This window comes from Nitrospirillum amazonense, assembly GCF_029594735.1.
Taxonomy (GTDB): domain Bacteria; phylum Pseudomonadota; class Alphaproteobacteria; order Azospirillales; family Azospirillaceae; genus Nitrospirillum; species Nitrospirillum amazonense.
The window spans coordinates 892,163-912,632 of sequence record NZ_JARPAF010000002.1 but is presented as its reverse complement, the minus strand read 5'-3'; the positions used below and the strand labels follow the sequence as shown (position 1 = coordinate 912,632).

Below are 20,470 nucleotides of genomic sequence, written 5' to 3'. Positions count from 1 at the left end.
GCCGCCGCAGCGCTTGGCGCAAACTCTTCCGGAGAGCGCGCAAGGACAGGCCTGCGGCGCGATCGCGCATGCCCCTTGAATGATGCCATGACGTGCCCTAGGGTCCCGTCGCACCCATGGGTTTCATTTAGGATAAGACGTAGCCCCGTGTCCCGCTTCACCGCCCGTCTTCTTGCCGCCGGCACCGCTCTGGTCCTGGCCGGTTCCGCCCTTGCCCAGACCACGCCCCAGCCGGATCAAGCCTCGGGGGGCCAAGCGCCGGCCGGCGGTGGCGACAACGGCGGCCTGATCCTGCCGGGCGCCATCTCCTCCGGTTCCAGCGTGGCAGCCCCCCAGCAGGCCCCCATGCCGTCCGGCCCGGCCGCCGGCCCCGCAGTGGGTCCGGCAGCGGGCCCGGCACTGGGCCCCAGCGCCGGCCCGCGCCAGGCCCCGGCCGCGCAGGCCCCGATCGCCGGCCCCGCCACCGGCCCGGCGGCGCCCTCCGGCGCGCCGGCCGCCTCCAAGGTCGGCACCGTCACCGGCAACTGGCAGGTGGGTCCGCAGGTCTATACCGACGGCAGCTTCAAGCTGTGCGAGGCGCAGGCCAGCTTCGACAACGGCCTGGCGCTAGTCTTCCTGGCCCTGCCCGTGCCTCAGGCCGAGCAGCAGGCGAAGAAGCTGCCGCCCAAGATCATCAACCTGGTGATCGGCGTGCCCGGCGCCAACATGCCGCCGGGCCAGGGCCCGGCCATCAAGCTGAAGCTCGACGGCAAGCTGGAGCAGACGCGCGGTTCGCAGGTCATCCAGCCGAACGCCATCATGACCGGCTTCGACCCGATGGACGCCAACTTCATGAAGGCGCTGCCGGCGGCCAACAAGCTGGAGATCACCAGCCCCAACGACACGGCCACCTTCGTGCTGAAGGGCGGCACCAAGGCGTTCAAGGACCTGAACGCCTGCTTCGACCAGGCCATGGCCGGGAAGCTGCAGCTTCCCGCCCCGCCGCCCGCCATCCCGCCGGCCTTCGCCGCCCTGCTGATGGACGCCGGCCTGAAGGACGCGCACCCCCTGCCCGTCGACAAGATGTCGCCGCAGGAACGGCCGGGCGATTTCGCCTGGGCCATCCAGAAGGACGTCATCGGTTCCTTGCGGTCCGTCGGACTGAAGCCCGAGGCCGGCGACCTGGAAAAGATCATGCAGAACTACCTGGACAGCCTGTCCAAGGGCTGCCAGGGCACCTACACCCCGACCAAGGGCAAGCTGGAAAAGCTGCTGCAGATCGACATGCAGACCGGTTCCGCCAGCTGCAAGACGGACAAGGGCGAGTTCTACGCCAACCTGATCCTGTACCTGACCAAGGACCGGCAGCTGTTCATCATCTCGCATGAGGCGCCGGTGGCGTCCAAGGCTGTGGCCGACAACGCCGGCAACGCCATCGCCGGCGTGCTGCGCAAGAAGGCCAACGAGCCGCCGCCCGCCCAGGGCGCGCAGCAGCAGCAGCCCGCCCAGGGCCCCCGCCCGGCCGCTGGCCCCCGCAAGCAGCAGTAAAGACCAGCGATCTGGCTGAAATAAGAACGGGAGGGGCAAACACCCCTCCCGTTTTCTTTTGGGCCCCGGCCCTTCGCCTGGGCGGCCGCCCAAAAACTACACCACTTCCCGCACCAGCTTGGACAGGAAGGCATCGGCGAAGGCGTGACGGTTGGCGGCGGTTATGACGAAGGCATCCTCCCCCGCGACCACGTTCTCGCGGTAGTAGGGTTCCAGCCAATCGTACTCGTCCAGGATGACCAGGCCGTTCACGCCCACGCCGGCGGCCTGGGCGTGCGCCCGAGCGGAGCGGGGATCGATGCCGCCGTTGTTGAAGCCGTTGCTGACCAGGTCGATGGTCCGCCGGTCGGCGCTGTAGGGGCAGGCGTCCAGCTGGCGCACGGCCTGGACGATGCAATCGCCCAGCGCCGTGTTGCCGCCCATGGCGACACCGGGCGCCTCATCGATGCGGTCGGCCAGGGCCAGCGCGTCCTGGGTCCCGGCCAGCAGGGTCCAGGGCACCAGGGTGGTCAGGGTGCCGGGGCCGGAGAACAGGGCCAGTTGCACCGCCACCTTGCCCTTCGGCCCGCCGGTCAGGGCCTGGTGCACCGTCTTGTCGCGGAAGGCGGCGGCGTGGCCGCGCAGCTGGAAGTCCAGCATCACCTTGGAAATGCTGGCGGAGCTGTCGACCGCCATCACCAGGGCGAGGTCCACGGGCGTACCGCCGGCCCGCGCCCAGGCCCGCCCCGGCAAGGTGGGAGCCGCCAGTGCCGCCCCCATGCCGGCCAGCAGCGCGCGCCGCGTCGGCTTGGCCATTCCTTGACCACCCTCACTCACGTCTCGTCCCATCTACCCGTAGTCCTATGGAGAAACGCGGCGGCACCTGGGCGGGATCAGTCCTTGCCGCCGCCGCGCGCCCAGGCGACGACCTTGCGCATGACGGTGGGCAGGGCCTGGTCATGGAAGTCGGCGGGGGCGCACCACACGCCCTCAACCGCCGCCCCATCGTCATCCAGGTGGCCGCGAACGACGGTAAGTTCCAGGTGAAAATGGGTGAATGTATGGCGGACGACACCGGGCAGGCGCTGCCAGTCGGCCGCCGCCGGCGCCCAGCCCAGGGCGCGGGTGTAGGCGAGGTCCACGCCAGGTTCCCACGCGCTGGATGGCACCTCCATCATCCCGCCTAGCAGGCCCGATTCGGGGCGGCGGCGCAGCAGCACCTGCCCCCGGGCGTTGGTCAACCAGAAGGCCACCCCCCGGCGGGTCGGCTTGGCGGCCTTCTCCGCCTTCAGCGGCAGCAGTTCCGCCAGGCCGTCGCGCCGGCCCCGGCAGGCCGCCATCCACGGGCACAGCACGCAGCGGGGGCTGCGGGGGCTGCACAGCGTGGCGCCCAGGTCGAACAGGGCCTGGGTGTAGTCGCCCGGCCGCTTTTCCGGCACCAGGGCGGCGGCCAGCGCCTTCAGCTTGGGCTTCGAGCCTGGCAGCGGATCGGTCACGGCATAGATGCGGGACATCACCCGTTCGACATTGCCGTCCATGGCCGTGGCGGGCCGGTCGAAGGCGATGGCCGCGATGGCGGCGGCGGTGTAGGCGCCGATGCCGGGCAGATCCAGCAACGCCGCCTCGTCCGCCGGGAAGCGGCCGCCGTGCCGCGCCACCACCGCCTTGGCGCAGGCGTGCAGGTTGCGGGCACGGGCGTAATAGCCAAGACCGGCCCATTCCTTCAGCACCTCGTCCAGGTCCACCGCCGCCAGGTCCGCCACCGTGGGCCAGCGGGTCAGGAAGCGCTGGAAATAGGGGCCGACCGTCGCCACCGTCGTCTGCTGCAGCATGATCTCCGACAACCAGACATGGTAGGGGTTGGCCTTGGCACCGGGGGCGGAGCGCCATGGCAGCACCCGGCGGTGGGCGTCGTACCAGGCCAGCAGGTCGGCGGGCCGGGGGGCGGGCAAATCGTTGCCGGGGGGAAGGGAGTCGCCTGCGACGATCATTGTGTGGTCAAAGCCCCTTGCGCCATGGTTCAACTGCCCCCAAACACTGTCCCAGACAAAGGGGTCGGCGTTAGCGGATACGCCGCCCCCGCAACCGTTTCAAGGTCCACCACCACCCATGCCCGGCCCCCGCCCCATTGGCCGCCACCTGAACGCCATCGCCGGCAAGGCGCTGGGCCCCCATGGCCCGGCCTTCGCCACCCTGCTGGCCGAGTGGGACGCCATCGTGGGTCCCCGCCTGGCCAGCGTGGCCCTGCCGCTGAAGCTGCAGTTCCCCAAGGGCCGGCAGGATGATGCCGTGCTGCACCTGGGCGTGGCCGGACCCGCCGCTTTGTTCATCCAGCATGAGGAGCCGCAGATCCTGCAGCGGTTGAACGGCTTCTTCGGTTTCCGCGCCGTGGCGCGGCTGAAGCTGCTGCAGGCGCCCCCCGCCACCAACCGGCGGCGCGACCGGCCGGCGCCGATTCCCCGCCGCCTGTCGGCGGGCGAGGCGGCGGCGCTGGAAACCCAGACGGCGGCCGTGGAAGACGGGGATTTGCGGGAGGCGCTGACCAGCCTGGGTCGCGCCATCCTGGCCACCGAAAAGCCGGTCGGGTCCCCGAAGCGATAGCCCCTCGGACGCGGCTTGCCGGCCCCCGGCGCCGCCCCCTATAGTCACTACAGTTGGTATCGGAGGAACTAAGGTGAACCTACATCTGCGTAATTCGCTGGCCGCCGCCCTGGTGGCCGCCGGTGCCCTGGCCGGTGTCCTGGCGGCCGGTGCGGCCCACGCCCAAGCGGCGGACGCCCCGGTCACCATCGACGTCGCCAGCGCCACCAGCCCGCGCGTGCTGGGCGATGTCAAGGCGCCCGTGGTGCTGGAGGAATACGCCTCGTTCACCTGCCCGCACTGCGCCCATTTCGAGGAAGCGTTCCTGCCGCAGCTGAAGGCCGACTTCATCGACACCGGCCAGGTGCAGCTGGTGTTCCACGACTTCCCGCTGGACCAGCTGGCCTTCGCCGCCGAAATGGCCGCCCGCTGCCTGCCGCCCGATCGCTACACCGCCGCCAAGGGCCTGATCTTCAAGACGCAAGCGCAGTGGGAACACGCCGACGACCCGCTGAAGGCCTTGCAGCAGACGCTGCGCCTGGGCGGCATGTCCGACGCTACCTTCACCGCCTGCCTGAGCAACAAGCCGCTGCAGGACTTCATCACCCAGAGCCGGCTGGACGCGTCGGAAAAGCTGGGGGTAGACGGCACCCCGACCTTCTTCATCAAGAAGGGCGACGCCATGGTGGAGAAGATCGACAACCTGCGTGAATACAGCCAGCTGTCGGAAGCGCTGGTGAAGGCGGGCGCTAAGGCCCCGGCCAACCCGGCCCCGGCGCCGGCGCCGGCCGCAGCCACCCCCGCAGACCAGGCCGCGACCACGCCGGCCAGCACCCCGGCGGCCTCCGCCGCCGCGCCGGCCGCGTCCACCGGCCCCAACACCGGCCTGATCGTGGGTGGCATCATCGCCGCCCTAGTCGTGCTGGGCGGCATCTTCATGCTGACCCGCCGCAAGAAGTGAGACCAGCGGCGCCCTGGGGACGGGGATCCCAAGGGCGCCGTCTTCGTGCCCGTCGCGTTTGGACCGGTCGCGTTTTGAACCAGTCGCGTTTTGGAGTCGGGATGGAGGGGGATATGGCAGGGCGTTGGATGCGTGATCGAGCCGGCATGGCCCAGGGCCTGGTCATGGGGATGGCGGCGCTGGCCGCCCCGCTGGCCCTGCCCGCGCCCGCCGTGGCCCAGGCAGCGGTTGCCCCCGCCCCGTCCACGGGTGGCGGCATCGACATCGCGGCCGCCACCAGCACCCGCGCCCTGGGCAGCGGCAACGCCCCGGTGGTGATCGAGGAATACGCCTCCCTCTCCTGCCCGCACTGCGCCCATTTCGAGGAGACGATGCTGCCCCGCCTGAAGGCCGACTTCATTAATCCCGGGCAGGTGCGCTTCATCTTCCACGACACGCCCACCAACCGTGTCGGCTTTCTGGCCCACATGGCCACGCGCTGCCTGCCCGTCGGCAGCTATAATGACGCCCGCAGCCTGCTATTCAGCACCCAGGACCAATGGCTGGGCGCCAAGGACCCGGAGGCGGGCCTCAAGGAGATGATGGGCATGGCCGGCCTGCCGGCGCCGGCCTATGACGCCTGCGTCGCCAGCAAGCCCATCCAGGACTACATCGCCGCCAGCAGCCAGGAGGCCACCGAGGCGAAGGTCGAACAGACGCCCACGCTGATCATCCGCAAGGGTGGCAAGGAAGTGGACCGCATCGCCGGCCCCAACGACTATGACAAGCTGGCCGCCGCCCTGATCAAGGCGGGCGCCAAGGCACCGAAGAAGTAAGACCCCGTGCAATTCACCAAGCTTCGCATCTCCGGCTTCAAGTCCTTCGTGGACCACACCGAGCTTCTGATCGAGCCCGGGATGACCGGCATCGTCGGCCCCAACGGTTGCGGCAAATCCAACCTGGTGGAGGCGTTGCGCTGGGCCATGGGCGAGACCTCGGCCAAGAAGATGCGTGGCGAGGACATGGACGACGTCATCTTCGGCGGCACGGCCACACGGCCGGCGCGCAATTTGTGCGAAGTCGTCCTGCACCTGGACAGCCCCAACCTGACCGCTGGCACACCGGGCGTCAAAGCGGACGCCGTCCAGACGGAAATGGAGATCAGCCGCAAGCTGGAACGCGGCGCCGGTTCCGACTACCGCATCAACGGCCGGCCCGCCCGCGCCCGCGACGTGCAGCTGCTGCTGGCCGACAACGCCTCGGGCGCCCATTCCCCGGCGCTGGTCAGCCAGGGCCGGGTGGGTGCCCTGATCAACGCCAAGCCCGGCGACCGCCGCCAGTTGCTGGAGGAGGCGGCCGGCATCACCGGCCTGCATTCCCGCCGGCATGAGGCGGAATTGAAGCTGAAGGCGGCGGAAACCAACCTGACGCGCCTGGACGACGTGGTCGTCACCATGGACGCACAGCTGCAGAACCTGCGCAAGCAGGCCCGCCAGGCCGCCCGCTACCGCAACATCTCAGACCACATCCGCCGGGCGGAGGCGCTGCTGCTGCACCTGCGCTGGACCACCGCAACCGCCCAGGTCATGCAGGCTCGCGCCGGCTTCGACAAGGCGGAGGAGGCGGTGCGCGGCCTGATGCTGGCCGTCACGCAGGCCACCACCAAGCGCACGGATCTCGCCGCCAGCCTGCCGCCCAAGCGCCAGGCGGAAGCCGAGGCCGCCGCCGCCCTGCAGCGCCTGCTGGTGGCGCGGGAGCAGCTGGACGCGGAGGAGCGGCGCGCGACCGAGGCGCTGGCCACCCTGCAGCGCCGTCTGGCCCAGATCGAGGGCGACCTGGCGCGCGAAAAGGATCTGGCCGCCGACGCCGACCGCGCGCTGGCCCGCCTGGCGGAGGAACGCCAAGCCATCGTCGACGCGCAAGGGGACGAGGCCGAAAGCCAGGAACTGGCCAAGGCCCGCCTGGAGGAAATCCGCGACACGGTGGCCAGCCTGGACGCGGAGCTGGCGGCCGCCACCGAGCGGCTGGCCGCGGACGAGGCCAAACGCGCCCAGATCCAGCGTCAGGCGCAGGACCTGGAGCAGCGCGTCGCCACCCTGCGCCGCCGTGTCGAGGAGACGCAGGCGCAGAAGGCGGAGTTGGAGCGCCAGCAGGCCGCCCGCGACGACGTGGCCGAGGCGGAAGAGGCCATCCACCTGGCCGAGGAACGGCTGGAACTGGCCAAGGGCACGGCGGAGGAGGCGGAAGCCGCCAAGGCCGGGGCCGAGCAGGCCGCCAACGCCGCCCGCGCGCTGGGCACGCAGGAGCAGGCGACGGCCCGCGACGCCCTGCAGCGGGCCGAGGGCGACCGCGCCCGCCTGACGGCGGAGGCCGACGCCATCACCCGCCTGCTGAAGGCCGGGGCCGGCGACCTGTTCCCGCCGCTGGTGGACGCGCTGACCGTGGCCAAGGGCTATGAGCAGGCCCTGGCCGCCGCCTTGGGCGACGCGCTGACCGCCCCGCTGGATGAGGCGGCGCCGGTGCACTGGCGCGCCCTGCCCGCCCTGGGCACCATTGTCCCCCTGCCCGCCGGGGCGGAGCCGCTGGCCGCCAAGGTCAAGGCCCCGGGCGCGCTGGACCGCTGCCTGGCCCATATCGGCATCGTCGCCGACACTGCCACCGGCACGCGCCTGGCCCCCAACCTGGTGCCAGGCCAAATCCTGGTGACCCGCGATGGCGCCGCCTGGCGCTGGGACGGGCACTGCATCGCCGCCGGCGCGCCCACCGCTGCCGCCGAGCGCCTGCGCCAGCGCAACCGCCTGACCGAACTGACGCAGGAGATCGCGGAGGCTGACGCCCTGGTGGCCGAGGCCCGCGCCGCCTATGAGGCGGTGAAGGACGCGGCGGAGGAGCGCGTGGCCCAGGCGCTGCGCGCCGTGGACCAGGCCTCCGCCAAGGACCGCGCGGCCCGCGACGCCGTCAGCGCCGCCTTCCGCGCCGTGGCCGACGCCCGCGCCACCCACGCCCGCGTGGCCCAGGCCGCCGCCGCCCTGGCCAGCCGCCTGGCCGCCCTGTCCGAGACCCTGGACCAGATGACGGCGGATGAGGAGGACCTGCGGGAACGCCGGGCCGAGGCCCGCGCCACGCTGGAGGAACTGCCGCCCCCGGGCGAGGGCCGGGAGCAGATCGCGGAGGCCCGCCTGCGCCTGACCGAGGCGCGCGGCACACAGGCGGAGGCGCAGAACGCCCTGGACCGCCTGCTGCGCGAGGCGGAGGACCGCCGCCGCCGGCTGGACGCCATCGCCGCCGAGGAAACATCGTGGCGCCAGCGCCGCGACGGCACCGGCGGCCGCCTGGCCGAGCTGACCGAACGCGCCGAAGAGACGCGGGAGGAGCAGGAGCGCCTGGCCGAACGCCCGGCCCAGATCGAGGAAGAGCGCCTGACCCTGGCCGACCTGATCCATGAGGCGGAGCGGGTGCGCAGCCGTGCCGGCGACGACCTGGCGGAAGCCGAGGGCGCGCTCACCACGGCCGAGCGCACCCTGAAGGAGGCGGAGAACGGCCTGGCCGACGCGCGCGAGGCCCGCGCCCATGCCGAGGCGGCCGTCGGCTCCGCCCACCAGCATCTGGACACGGTCAAGGAGCGCATCGCCGAACGGCTGGATTGCCCGCCGGAACAGGTGCTGGCCCTGGCCGGCCTGGACGAGGGCGAGCCCCTGCCCGAGGCCCATGCCGTGGAGCAGCGCCTGGGTCGTCTGGAGGCCGAGCGCGATAACATGGGCCCCGTCAACCTGCGCGCCGAGCAGGAGGTGCAGGAGCTGGACGAGCAGATCGGCGTCATGAAGACGGAGAGGGAGGACCTGGTGTCCGCCATCGCCCGCCTGCGCCAGGGTATCTCGGGTCTGAACAAGGAGGCCCGCGAGCGGCTGCTGGCCGCCTTCCACAAGGTGGATGCCCATTTCCAGGAGATGTTCACCCAGCTGTTCGGCGGCGGCCGCGCCCAGCTGAAGCTGACCGACACCGAGGATCCGCTGGACGCCGGCCTGGAGATTTACGCCAGCCCACCGGGCAAGAAGCTGCAGATCCTGTCGCTGCTGTCGGGCGGCGAGCAGGCCTTGACCGCTATCGCCCTGCTGTTCGCCGTCTTCCTGTGCAACCCGGCGCCCATCTGCGTGCTGGACGAGGTGGACGCGCCGCTGGACGAGGCCAACGTGGGCCGCTTCTGCGACCTGGTGGAGGAGATGGCGCGGGCGGGCCATACCCGCTTCCTCATCATCAGCCATCACCGCCTGACCATGTCGCGCATGGACCGCCTGTTCGGCGTCACGATGGCGGAGCGGGGGGTATCGCAGCTGGTGTCCGTCGATCTGGCTACCGCCGAGGAGCTCCAGGCCGCCGAATAGGCGTAAAAATGGAGCTGCGGTAGGGTGTTAACCCCGTTACCCGCGACAACTGGCGCGCTGGCCCGCAACAGTCCGGCCCTGGCGGGAAAGCGCGCGCTGCACTATCTTAACAGGCAAGGGCCCTGGGGCAGGGCCCGGGCGGTTGGGGCTTGTTTCATCCGGCGGCAGCGGCCGAACCGGACGTGTGAGGGAGACTGAAATGCGGTACCGTTCCTTGGCACTCGCGGCGGTGGGCCTGTTGGCCGTTGCCGGTTGCGCCACCAACCCCGACGCCGACCAGGCGGCGTACGCCCAGCGCGCGCTGATCGGCATGCCGAAGCAGACCCTGCTGTCCTGCGCCGGCGTGCCCACCCGCCAGACGGCGGTCGACAATGTGGAATACTTCACCTACTCCAGCGACAGCCTGCAGACCCGCGTGGGCCCGTCCTACTGGGGTGGTTTCGGCGGTGGCCCGTGGCATCGCGGGTATTGGGGTGGCGCCGATTTCGGCCCCACCGAGGTGTCGGCCCGCAACTGCAACGCGACCTTCACCCTGAAGAACGGCGCCGTGCAGCAGCTGGTCTACGGCAGCTCCACCGACAGTCCCGCTGGCCGCCTGTCCCAATGCTACGCCATCGTGCAGAACTGCTTGCCGCTGGTGCCGCAGCAGTCGGGCCCGGCGGCCTCCGCCGCGACCGGCGCCGGCAGCCGCGCCCGTTAAGGGACCGAATATTCCCTTGCCGAAACAATCCCTGGGTCGCTAGGGGTTGTTAGGCACGGCGCGATGCATTGGGTGCCCATATCCCTCGACCTATGCTTAAGGCCCGGCCCTCGGCCGGGCCCGTCGCCGTTTGGCCCATTGCGGACGCGGCGCAACATGACGTTTCATAGTCCCCTGGAAGGAGGGGCCGCCGGTTGCGGCCCGCTTCCGGAGGGGGCCGTTACCGGTCGACAGAAACCGGCGCTGGTTTCCTTGGCATGAATCCACTGGGCACGCGGAAGACCGGCCCTTGGGAAGGCCGACCAGGGCGCGAGACCGCCCCCGCCCGCGTTCCCCGTGTTGAACGGGAGAAGCGCCTATGCATGTTTCCGGTATCCTGAAGCACAAGGACAGCAGCACCATCATCAGCGCCAAGCCGGGCGACACCATAGAAACGGTGGCGGCCCTGCTGGCGGCCCATCGCATCGGCGCCGTGCTGGTGCTGGACCCCGGCGGCGGCGTGGCCGGCATCATTTCGGAACGCGACATCGTGCGCGGTCTGGCGACCCACGGTCCCGCCGTGCTGAACCAGAGCGTGTCGGAACTGATGACCCGCAAGGTCGTGGCCTGCGCTCCCGGCGACAGCGTCTCCTCCATCATGACCCGGATGACGGAAGGCCGCTTCCGCCACATGCCGGTGATGGACGGCGGCCGGCTGGTGGGCTTCATCAGCATCGGCGACGTGGTGAAGCATCGCCTTGCCGAGGCCACCAGCGAGGTGGAGAGCATGCGCGTCTACGTGGCCGGCGGTTTCTGAGCGGCGCATCCTCCGCCCCCGCGCCACCCCGGTGCCACGGCACCGGGGAAGGGAGTTGGCTGCACCGGGTGAAAGGCATCACCCGCAAGGGATGGACGGGCCGCTGTGATGACCATCGCAGCGGCCCGTCACCCGTTCCGGGAGGCTGCCGTCCCACCCCCTCTCAGCGAAAGCCGCCGCCCCATGGTGATCGATCCCAAAGCCATCGCGCTATACGCCTGGCCCACGCCCAACGGCCACAAGATCTCCATCGCCCTGGAGGAAATGGGCCTGCCCTATGCCGTGCACCCGGTGGACATCGGCGCCGGCGACCAGTTCAAACCGGACTTCCTGGCCATCTCACCAAACAATCGCATGCCGGCCATTGTCGATCCCGACGGCCCCAACGGCCGGCCGCTGTCGCTGTTCGAGTCCGGCGCCATCCTGATCTACCTGGCGGAGAAGACCGGCCAGTTCCGCCCTGCGGACGCCGCGGTTTGGTATGGCCATGTGCAATGGCTGATGTGGCAGATGGGCGGCGTCGGCCCCATGTTCGGCCAAGCCGGCCATTTCCGTAACTACGCGCCCGAGCGCATCCAATACGGCATCGATCGCTACACCAATGAGGCCCGCCGATTGATCCGTGTCGCCAACACCCAGTTGGCCAAGACGGAATTCCTGGCCGGTGACTACGGCATCGCCGACATGGCGACCTTCCCCTGGCTGCGCCTGCATGAACGCTACGACATCGATCTGGCCGACTTCCCCCATGTGAAACGCTGGATCGACACCGTGGCCGCCCGCCCCGCCGTGCAGCGCGGGCTGGAGCTGCTGAAGGACAAGAGCCGCCCCGCCGGCCAGGCCCTGGATGAGAAGACGCGGGAGAACCTGTTCGGCGCCCGGCAGCGTTGAAACCCTGCACCGGCGGCCCCCCCAATTCCGGCCCATCTTCCGGGCCATCTTCCGGATAGTGGCGCCTTGACCACGCCGCCGCCGCCGCCATCTACCCCCGCGCCACCGCCCGTGCGGCGGGGCGCGGCCTGGGGATGGTCCCCGGCACGGATATGGTCAAGGGATGGGCATGCTGGGGCGGTTTTCGGATGTGCGGCGTCAGCGCCGAGTCGCGGCGTGGGCCGGCGCATTCTTGCTGGCCGCGGGGTTGCCCCTCGCCCCGCCGGCCGCTGGTGCCACCGTCAGCCGGCCGGAAGACCTGACCGTCAGCGGCAAGCTGATCGCCACTGGCGGCGTCACTCAGGTAGAGGGGGCGGCCGGTGGCGGCCTGACGCCCTGGGCTGTCATCGGCGGCGGTGGGACGCGGGAGGAGGTGGGTGCCACCGCCTTCTTCACCGCCGTGCGCACCCATGATTACGGCATGAACGCCTATGGCGCCCTGATCGGCCTGTGGGACCGGGTGGAGCTGTCGGTGGCCCAGGACAGGTTCGACACCCAGGCCATCGGCGGCGCCCTGGGGCTGGGAGACGGCTACGCCTTCACCAACACCATCGCCGGCGTCAAGGTGCGGGTCGCCGGCGACGCTGTCTATGACCAGGACAACTGGCTGCCCCAGCTGTCCTTGGGCGCGCAGTACAAGTCCAACGACCGCGGCAGCCTGGTGAAGGCGCTGGGTGCGCGCAGCGGCGACGGCGTCGATCTCTACGCCAGCGCCACCAAGGTGCTGCTGGCGCAAAGCCTGCTGCTGAGCGGCACGGTACGCCTGACCAAGGCCAACCAGACCGGGCTGCTGGGTTTCGGCGGGGCCGACGACAACTACTATGCGGAACTGGAGGGCAGCGCGGCCCTGCTGCTGGACCGCACCCTGGTGGCGGGCGTGGAATACCGCATGAAACCCAACACCCTGGCCCGCGCCAACCCCGGCCTGGCGCCGGAAGACGACTGGTACGACGCCTTCGTCGCCTGGCTGCCCGGCAAGAACCTGGCCTTCACCCTGGCCTATGTGAATTTGGGGCGGGTGGTGACGCCCACGCGGCAGAACGCCGTCTATCTGTCCTTGCAAGCGGGGTTCTGAACCATGACGCGCCGCACCGCCGCCGCCCTGCTGACAATCACCCTGGCCGGCGCGATCGCCGGATGCGCCTCCGGCCCCTCGCCCGACCTTTACCAGACCTTCGGCGGCCAGCCGGGTCTGGTCTCCCTTGTGGACGACTTCATGGACGGAATGATGCGCGACCCCGACCTGCGCCCTTATTTCGTCAACGCCAACCGTCCCCACATCAAGGCGGAACTGGTGGCGCAGTTCTGCGCCACCCTGGGCGGCCCCTGTGAATACAAGGGCATGGACATGAAAATGGCACACGCCCGTTATGGCATCGGCGACCATGAGTTTAACGCCCTGGTTCAGGATCTGCAGGACGCCATGGACCTGCATCGCATTCCCTACCGCGCGCAAAACCGCTTCCTGGCCATGCTGGCGCCCTATCGCGACGACGTCGTCCACCTGTCCAACAAGCCGCCGGCACGCTGACGCTGCCCCTTTGTGGGGCAGATGCCCAAGCGGCGGGCAGCCGCCGTCCTTTGGACAGCACGGCCCGAAATCCTCCGCCTTATGGATAGAGGGACTAGCGTTAGGCCCGGATCGTGGTTTAGCATCTACCTATAGCCGGTCGCCCGCTCTGCCATGGTATTGCAGGGGATTTCCAGGACTGGCCAGGACCTGCCGAGCGGTCCCCCACAGATGGGCCGCGGCGGCCAAAAACATGTATCCCAGGGCATATCGTTAACATTTTGGTGAGGCCTTGGAGCTCACCCTGCCCGTAGGGAATACGCATGAAATGCCGCCGGCGCGGTGGTCGCGGGAACAACCCGGGCCTAGGCCATTTGGCGGAGGAACGCGTGGCACAGGGCGCCGCTGCATGGGCCCGATTATAAACGGACAAGGTTGACCGGATCGCTGATCCGGCGCCCGGGGATAGCCCGCGGGATAGGTGGAATGGATGAGGCCGACGCCAGGCGGATCGGCACAACGTTTGGTTTTCGCTGAAAAATTCCCCGATCTGCCTCTACTCCGTCGCAATCATCCACCAATATCTAAATCAAGACCCAAGGCATCCGGGTACAGGGAGAACGAAGGACGGCAGGTGAGTGTTTAACAAGTGGAGTGCGAGGGTTCGATCCACCGGGACGGACCATCTGGTACGGAACTTGCCTCTCCTGAAACGTCAGTCACGAGGTTGGTACCCCGTTGGAACGGGGGAGAGTGGAGCCGTCGCGGTCTCGCGTGTTGGGACCGCCCGTCGAGTTGCCTGATAGGCGTGATCCTTCTGAAAGGGTGAACCCATGCCGAAGTCGACCGATTTATTCACAACCTTCGCCCAAAGCTATGAGGCGCGCCGCGAAGTGGCGATGTCGTTGCAGGAATACCTGGAAGGGTGCCGCGACGACCCGATGATGTACGCCAGCGCGCCGGAGCGTCTGCTGGCCGCCATCGGCGAGCCGGAGGTGGTGGACACCGCCAAGGACAGCCGCCTGTCCCGCGTTTTCATGAACCGTACCATCAAGATCTATCCCGCCTTCGCCGAGTTCTACGGCATGGAGGAGACGATAGAGCGCATCGTGGGCTTCTTCCGCCACGCCGCCCAAGGCCTGGAGGAGCGCAAGCAAATCCTCTACCTGCTGGGCCCGGTGGGCGGCGGCAAATCCTCGCTGGCCGAGCGTCTGAAGGCGCTCATGGAAGAGCAGCCCATCTACGTCCTGAAGGCTGGCGATCAGCTGAGCCCGGTGTTCGAAAGCCCGCTTGGCCTGTTCGACCCCGGCACCATGGGCGAGGCGCTGGAGGAACGCTACGGCATTCCCCGCCGCCGCCTGACCGGCCTGGTCAGCCCCTGGGCCATCAAGCGCCTGGATGAGTTCGGCGGCGACATCACCCGCTTCAGGGTGGTGAAGCTGCGACCGTCGCGCCTGCGCCAGATCGCCGTGTCCAAGACAGAGCCGGGCGATGAGAACAACCAGGACATCTCTTCCCTGGTGGGCAAGGTCGACATCCGCAAGCTGGAGATGTTCCAGCAGAACGATCCCGACGCCTACAGCTATTCCGGCGGCCTGAACCGGGCGAACCAGGGCCTGCTGGAATTCGTCGAGATGTTCAAGGCGCCCATCAAGATGCTGCACCCCCTGCTGACCGCCACGCAGGAGGGCAACTACATCGGCACAGAGAATATCGGCGCCCTGCCCTTCACCGGCGTCATCATGGCGCACTCCAACGAGGCGGAGTGGCAGAGCTTCAAGAACAACAAGAACAACGAGGCCTTCATCGACCGCATCTGCGTGGTCAAGGTCCCGTACAGCCTGCGCGTCACCGAGGAACAGCGCATCTATGAGAAGCTGATCGGCGGGTCGGAGCTGGCCAAGTCCCCTTGCGCCCCCGGCACCATGGAGATGCTGGCCCGGTTCACCGTGCTGTCCCGCCTGCGGGAGCACGAGAACTCCAACCTCTTCTCCAAGATGCGCGTCTATGACGGCGAAAGCCTGAAGGAGACGGACCCCAAGGCCCGCACCCTGCAGGAATACAAGGACGCCGCCGGCGTGGACGAGGGCATGAACGGCATTTCCACCCGTTTCGCCTTCAAGGTGCTGGCCAGCACCTTCAACTACGACACGGTGGAGGTGGCGGCCGACCCGGTGCACCTGATGTATGTGCTGGAGCAGGCCATCCGCCGCGAGCAGTTCCCGGATGAGACGGAAAAGCGCTACCTGGAATTCATCAAGGCCGAGCTGGCGCCGCGCTATGCAGAGTTCATCGGTTATGAAATCCAAAAGGCCTACCTCGAGTCCTACCATGATTACGGCCAGAACCTATTCGACCGGTATGTCGACTACGCCGACGCCTGGATCGAGGATCAGGACTTCAAGGATCCCGATACCGGCCAGTTGATGAACCGGGACCTGCTGAATCAGGAGCTGACCAAGATCGAGAAGCCGGCGGGCATCGCCAACCCGAAGGACTTCCGCAACGAGGTCGTGAAGTTCGTGCTGCGGGCGCGGGCGGCCAACGCCGGCCGCAACCCCAGCTGGACCTCTTATGAGAAGCTGCGGTTGGTCATAGAACGGCGTATGTTCAGCCAGGTGGAAGAGCTGCTGCCGGTCATCAGCTTCGGCAGCAAGAAGGATGGCGAGACGGAGAAGAAGCACCACGAGTTCGTCGAGCGCATGGTGGATCGCGGCTATACCGAGCGCCAGGTGCGCCGGCTGGTCGAGTGGTACATGCGGGTGAAGCAGGCGGGCTGATCCGGGACCTTCGGACAGGAAGGGGCCCGGCTTCACCGGCCGGGCCCGGTCTCCGCAATCCCCTGCGTTCAAACGCGAAATGGACACCACCCCCGCCCGGCTGACCGCCGGTGGCGCTCTCCCGCCCGGCCCGTTCGAAGGCGCCGGGGCGCCGGCGCCGCCGGTACGGTTCCCGGGGGACGGGGTACCGGGGAGTAATGCCTTGTCGTCGATGATCATTGTCGATCGCCGCAGCAATCCCAAGGGCAAGAGCCTGGCCAACCGCCAGCGCTTCATACGGCGTGCCAAGGAACAGATCCTGCGTGCCGTGAATGGCGCCTCAAGCAACCGCCGCATCAAGGACGTGGAGAGCGGCGCCGACATTTCCATCCCTACCGGCGGCATCTCCGAACCCACCTTCCACCGCTCCAGCCAGGGTGGCATCCGCGACCACGTGGTGCCCGGCAACAAGGAGTTCATGGAGGGGGACACCATCGCCAAGCCGCCCGGCGGCCAGAGCGGCGGCCGTGGCACGGATGGCAGCCCCGACGGCGGCGGCGAGGACGAGTTCCGCTTCGTCCTGACGCGGGAGGAGTTCATGGACCTCTTCATGGAGGACCTGGAACTGCCCGACCTCGCCAAGCGCAAGCTGAAGGCGGCCGACGCCGTGCTGTGGCAGCGCGCGGGCTATTCCGTTTCAGGATCGCCCACCAACCTCAACCTGGTGCGCACCATGCGCAACAGCCTGTCGCGCCGCATCGCGCTGAAGCGCCCCAAGTCCGAGGAGATGCTGGCGCTGGAGGCTGAGATCGCGGAACTGGAGGCCCAGCCGGGAAAGGACCCGGACCGGCTGATGGAACTGCGCGGCCTGCTGGAACGCCAGGTGATGCGGTCCAAGCGCATCCCCTACATCGACCCCATCGACGTCCGCTACAACCGCTTCACGCCCATTCCCAAGCCGGCGGCCCAGGCGGTGATGTTCTGCCTGATGGACGTCTCGGGCTCGATGACCGAGCATATGAAGGACCTGGCCAAGCGCTTCTTCATGCTGCTCTACCTTTTCCTCACCCGCCGCTACAAGCAGGTGGAGGTGGTCTTCATCCGCCACACCCATGAGGCGGAGGAGGTGGACGAGGACACCTTCTTCCACTCCACCGAGACCGGCGGCACCATGGTGTCGACGGCGCTGGAGGAGATGAAGCGCATCATCAAGGAGCGCTACCCCGTCGCCGACTGGAACATCTACGGCGCCCAGGCTTCGGACGGCGACAACACCACCAGCGATGGCGGCCGCACGGCGGCCCTGCTGGAGCATGACCTGCTGCCCGCCTGCCAGTACTACGCCTATGTCGAGGTCGGGTCCGACCCCGACGCCATGCCCGCAGGCTTCGCCACCCACGCCCGCGAAACCGACCTGTGGCGCACCTACAAGCAGGTCACCGGCACCGAGACGCCCTTCGTCATGAAGAAGGTCCGCCATCGGCGGGAAATCTACCCGGTATTCCGTGAGCTGTTCGCCCGCGATGGCGCGAAACAGTCGGAGGAGGCGACACCTTGACCTTAGCCCCCGTTGAACGCCTGAAGCCTGTCAAGAGATCGGAACCGGGGGAGAAGGCGCCGCCACCGGACGATGCCAACCTGCTCTACACCGGTGCCGACTGGGACTACGACACCATCAAGCGCTGCCACGACGCCATCCAGGAGATCGCGCTGGGCGAGCTGGGACTGGACGTCTACCCCAACCAGATCGAGGTCATCACGTCCGAGCAGATGCTGGACGCCTATGCCTCCATCGGCATGCCCCTGCTGTACCGCCACTGGTCCTTCGGCAAGCATTTCGCCCGGGACGAGGCCATGTACCGCCGTGGCATGCGCGGCTTGGCCTATGAGATCGTCATCAACTCCAGCCCCTGCATCAGCTACATCATGGAGGAGAACTCCATCACCATGCAGGCGCTGGTCATCGCCCACGCGGCGTTCGGCCACAACCACTTCTTCAAGAACAACTACCTGTTCCAGCAGTGGACGGATGCCGAGGGCATCCTGGGCTATCTGGACTTCGCCAAGGCCTACATCGCCCGCTGCGAGGAGCGCTATGGCCAGCAGCTGGTGGAACGCACCCTGGATGCCGCCCACGCCCTGATGAACCAGGGCATCCACCGCTACCCCCGCCGCCGCCTGGACCTGCAGTCCGAAGCGCGGCGGGAGCAGGAGCGGCAGGAGATGCAGCGCCAGCTGTACAACGACCTGTGGCGCACGGTGCCCACCAAGAAGGGCCAGAAGGCGCCGTCGGACGAGGAACGGCGCCGGGCCCTGCTGGACCTGCCGGAGGAGAACATCCTCTATTTCCTGGAGAAGAAAGCGCCGCGCCTGGCCAATTGGCAGCGCGAGGTGCTGCGCATCGTCCGCCATGTGGCGCAGTACTTCTCCCCCCAGCGGCAGACCAAGGTGATGAACGAGGGGTGCGCCACCTACACGCACTACCGCATCATGACCCGCCTGCACGAAACGGGGCGCATCAGCGACGGCGCCTATATGGAGTTCCTGCACTCCCACACCGCCGTGGTGTTCCAGCCGGCCTTCGACGACCCGCGCTATTCCGGCATCAACCCTTATGCCTTGGGGTTCGCCATGATGCAGGACATCGAGCGCATCGCGACCAACCCCACGGAGGAGGACCGCGCCTGGTTCCCCGGCTATGCCGGCAGCGGCGACGCCATGGCGGCGCTTCGCGACGCCTGGGCCAACTATCGCGACGAGAGTTTCATCCTGCAGTACCTGAGCCCGCACCTGATGCGCAAGATGCGGATGTTCCACCTGCACGACAACAGTGATGAGAACGTCTACCGCGTCGCCGCCATCCATGACGAACGCGGCTATCGCCGGGTGCGCCAGCAGCTGGCGGCGCAGTACGACTTCTCCTCCCTGGACCCGGACATCCAGATCACCGACGTGGATCTGGCTGGCGACCGCCGGCTGATCCTGGAGCACAAGGTGCAGAACGGGGTGCTGCTGGCGGAGGAGGACGCCAAGTCCGTGCTGCAGCACGTCGCCAATCTCTGGGGCTACGACGTGCTGCTGTTCGAGAACGACGATGCAGGCAACACGCTGCGCAAGCTGACCGTGCCCGCCCGCACGATCCTGCTGGCAGAGTGATCAAGGCCCCCAAGGAGGCCAGCGTCAGAGGCAGCCTTCAATATAGTCAACGGCCGGGGGCAAGCCCGCGCGGAAGCGGGTGACCCGGCCGTCGGCTGTCTCGAGCAGCAGGACCCGCCCCCGCTCCTCGATACGGAGATAGTGCCCGTCCTCATAGGCGTGGGGCTGCACCGCCACCGTGGGGCCATAGGCCTTCAGTACTGCCGCCTCCGTGGCGCCCACACCGATCCCCTGGGCCGTCCGGATGGTCGCCTCCCCACCCGGTGGGGCGAAGACGTCGATGCGGGTGATCCGGCCCTTTTCCACCATGTAGCTGATCTGCTTGTCCTTGCCGTCGCTGCGGCCGGTCAGCCAGCAGTCCGCCGACTGGGCCTGGCCCATGGGACGAAAGGAAACGTTCAGCGCCGACTCCGCCTGGACGACCGTCATGCCCAGGCGGACGGGGCCCAGACCGTCGAAGGTCAAGGGCGGCGGTGACGGCTGGCAGGCGGCGGGTAGGACGGCCATCCCGGCCAGGAAGGGGTAGACCCAGGACCTCATCGGAACCTTCTCCCGAACGGCGGCTTGTTCCTGCGTGCCGGCCACCGATTTGTCATGCCGCAGATGCGAAATCGCCCTAGTTAAGCCATGTTGCATCGCGATATTATGAGCGTACCCCAAGCGGGTACCCAACCGCCAACCTCCTAGAGAGCAATTCCGATGTCCACCCTGGAACTGGATCCCGCCTTCGTCGCCGCTTGCGAAGCGCACGGGCTGGACCCGCAGAAGACCAACATGTTCCTGCTGGAATGCGCCGTTCAGGGCCGCGAGCCGTCCAAGGTCTCCATGTTCGAGCTGGACCGCCAGCCGTCCGACCTGTGGGCCAAGGTGCGCAAGCTGAACCGCGCCGCGTGATCCCGGGCCCTACTGGCCAAGCCTTGCTGAATTGGCTCTGCTGAATTGGCCCTGCTGAATTGGCCCTGCTGAATTGGCCCTGCTGAATTGGCCCTGCTGAATTGGCCCTGCTGAATTGAACGAAGCCGCCGGGCCGTTGAGGCCCGGGCGGCTTTTTTCATGCCCTCGGGTTCCATTTGTCCAGGGATGCCGCCACCCTGGCCAGCACGCCATACCAGTCGCCGGCCACCTCCTGCCGGAACTGGCGCAGGGTGGGATACCAGGGGCTGTCGTCACGGTCGCGCAACCAGCGCCAGTCGGAATCGAAGCGGTTCAGC

At 68.4% G+C, this 20,470-nt stretch carries 18 protein-coding genes (1 of these 18 only partly in view); 14 read left to right on the top strand and 4 right to left on the bottom strand.

The features are described from left to right. The first annotated feature begins 147 nt into the window (after positions 1–147). Entirely contained in the window at positions 148–1,527 is a 1,380-nt protein-coding gene (locus tag P5F91_RS10285; protein ID WP_145613333.1) for a hypothetical protein, read from the top strand. Positions 1,528–1,623: 96 nt separating this feature from the next. Here the strand turns inward: P5F91_RS10285 and P5F91_RS10280 are convergent, their stop codons facing one another. Together P5F91_RS10280 and mutY are read right to left on the bottom strand one after the other, a co-directional pair. Then, positions 1,624–2,322: a DUF1194 domain-containing protein gene (locus P5F91_RS10280; protein ID WP_186454967.1), complete on the bottom strand. Its 699-nt coding sequence runs from the start codon at positions 2,320–2,322 to the stop codon at positions 1,624–1,626. Positions 2,323–2,399: 77 nt separating this feature from the next. After that, entirely contained in the window at positions 2,400–3,497 is a 1,098-nt protein-coding gene (gene mutY, locus P5F91_RS10275) for an A/G-specific adenine glycosylase (RefSeq protein ID WP_145613335.1), read from the bottom strand. A 118-nt stretch (positions 3,498–3,615) separates the two neighbouring features. Here mutY and P5F91_RS10270 point away from each other — a divergent pair, with 118 nt between their 5' ends. The 12 genes from P5F91_RS10270 (at position 3,616) to P5F91_RS10215 (ending at position 19,259) form a co-directional block, all read left to right on the top strand. Next, positions 3,616–4,107: a DUF721 domain-containing protein gene (locus tag P5F91_RS10270; RefSeq protein WP_145613336.1), complete on the top strand. Its 492-nt coding sequence runs from the start codon at positions 3,616–3,618 to the stop codon at positions 4,105–4,107. 73 nt (positions 4,108–4,180) lie between these two features. Continuing rightward, positions 4,181–5,047, top strand: coding sequence for a thioredoxin domain-containing protein (locus P5F91_RS10265; RefSeq protein ID WP_145613337.1), 867 nt, complete (start codon positions 4,181–4,183; stop codon positions 5,045–5,047). Positions 5,048–5,175: 128 nt separating this feature from the next. Further along, positions 5,176–5,862 (top strand): thioredoxin domain-containing protein, encoded by a 687-nt coding sequence (locus P5F91_RS10260; RefSeq protein ID WP_186454968.1) that lies wholly within the window; start codon positions 5,176–5,178, stop codon positions 5,860–5,862. A 6-nt stretch (positions 5,863–5,868) separates the two neighbouring features. Continuing rightward, positions 5,869–9,408 carry a chromosome segregation protein SMC gene (smc, locus tag P5F91_RS10255; RefSeq protein ID WP_277907141.1) on the top strand — a complete coding sequence of 1,180 codons (3,540 nt, stop codon included), beginning with the start codon at positions 5,869–5,871 and terminating at the stop codon, positions 9,406–9,408. 199 nt (positions 9,409–9,607) lie between these two features. After that, entirely contained in the window at positions 9,608–10,108 is a 501-nt protein-coding gene (locus P5F91_RS10250) for a hypothetical protein (protein ID WP_145613340.1), read from the top strand. A gap of 358 nt (positions 10,109–10,466) precedes the next feature. Next, on the top strand, positions 10,467–10,904 hold the full coding sequence (locus P5F91_RS10245; RefSeq protein ID WP_040843512.1) for a CBS domain-containing protein: 438 nt from the start codon (positions 10,467–10,469) through the stop codon (positions 10,902–10,904). A gap of 183 nt (positions 10,905–11,087) precedes the next feature. Beyond that, a complete protein-coding gene (locus P5F91_RS10240) occupies positions 11,088–11,795 on the top strand; it encodes a glutathione S-transferase N-terminal domain-containing protein (protein WP_277907873.1) in 708 nt (235 codons plus the stop codon). Between the two features lie 247 nt (positions 11,796–12,042). Then, positions 12,043–12,909 (top strand): DUF3034 family protein, encoded by an 867-nt coding sequence (locus P5F91_RS10235; protein ID WP_277907140.1) that lies wholly within the window; start codon positions 12,043–12,045, stop codon positions 12,907–12,909. A gap of 3 nt (positions 12,910–12,912) precedes the next feature. Further along, positions 12,913–13,365 carry a group I truncated hemoglobin gene (locus tag P5F91_RS10230; RefSeq protein WP_277907139.1) on the top strand — a complete coding sequence of 151 codons (453 nt, stop codon included), beginning with the start codon at positions 12,913–12,915 and terminating at the stop codon, positions 13,363–13,365. Positions 13,366–14,177: 812 nt separating this feature from the next. Then, positions 14,178–16,124, top strand: coding sequence for a PrkA family serine protein kinase (locus tag P5F91_RS10225; RefSeq protein ID WP_145613345.1), 1,947 nt, complete (start codon positions 14,178–14,180; stop codon positions 16,122–16,124). Between the two features lie 211 nt (positions 16,125–16,335). Beyond that, positions 16,336–17,661 carry a YeaH/YhbH family protein gene (locus P5F91_RS10220; RefSeq protein ID WP_145613359.1) on the top strand — a complete coding sequence of 442 codons (1,326 nt, stop codon included), beginning with the start codon at positions 16,336–16,338 and terminating at the stop codon, positions 17,659–17,661. Between the two features lie 80 nt (positions 17,662–17,741). Continuing rightward, positions 17,742–19,259, top strand: coding sequence for a SpoVR family protein (locus P5F91_RS10215; protein WP_088872438.1), 1,518 nt, complete (start codon positions 17,742–17,744; stop codon positions 19,257–19,259). A 24-nt stretch (positions 19,260–19,283) separates the two neighbouring features. On the opposite strand, the gene P5F91_RS10210 is transcribed toward P5F91_RS10215, so the two are convergent. Continuing rightward, complete coding sequence (locus tag P5F91_RS10210; RefSeq protein ID WP_277907138.1) at positions 19,284–19,799, bottom strand: hypothetical protein; 516 nt, start codon at positions 19,797–19,799, stop codon at positions 19,284–19,286. A 159-nt stretch (positions 19,800–19,958) separates the two neighbouring features. On the opposite strand from P5F91_RS10210, the gene P5F91_RS10205 reads away from it, so the two are divergent. Continuing rightward, a complete protein-coding gene (locus tag P5F91_RS10205) occupies positions 19,959–20,153 on the top strand; it encodes a hypothetical protein (protein ID WP_040842430.1) in 195 nt (64 codons plus the stop codon). A 157-nt stretch (positions 20,154–20,310) separates the two neighbouring features. Here the strand turns inward: P5F91_RS10205 and P5F91_RS10200 are convergent, their stop codons facing one another. Beyond that, on the bottom strand, positions 20,311–20,470 hold the 3' end of the coding sequence (locus tag P5F91_RS10200) for a tetratricopeptide repeat-containing glycosyltransferase family protein (RefSeq protein WP_277907137.1). 1,535 nt of this gene lie beyond the right edge of the window; 160 of the gene's 1,695 nt are visible here — the last part of the coding sequence; its start codon lies off the right edge, out of view — the gene reads right to left on this strand; it ends in the stop codon at positions 20,311–20,313.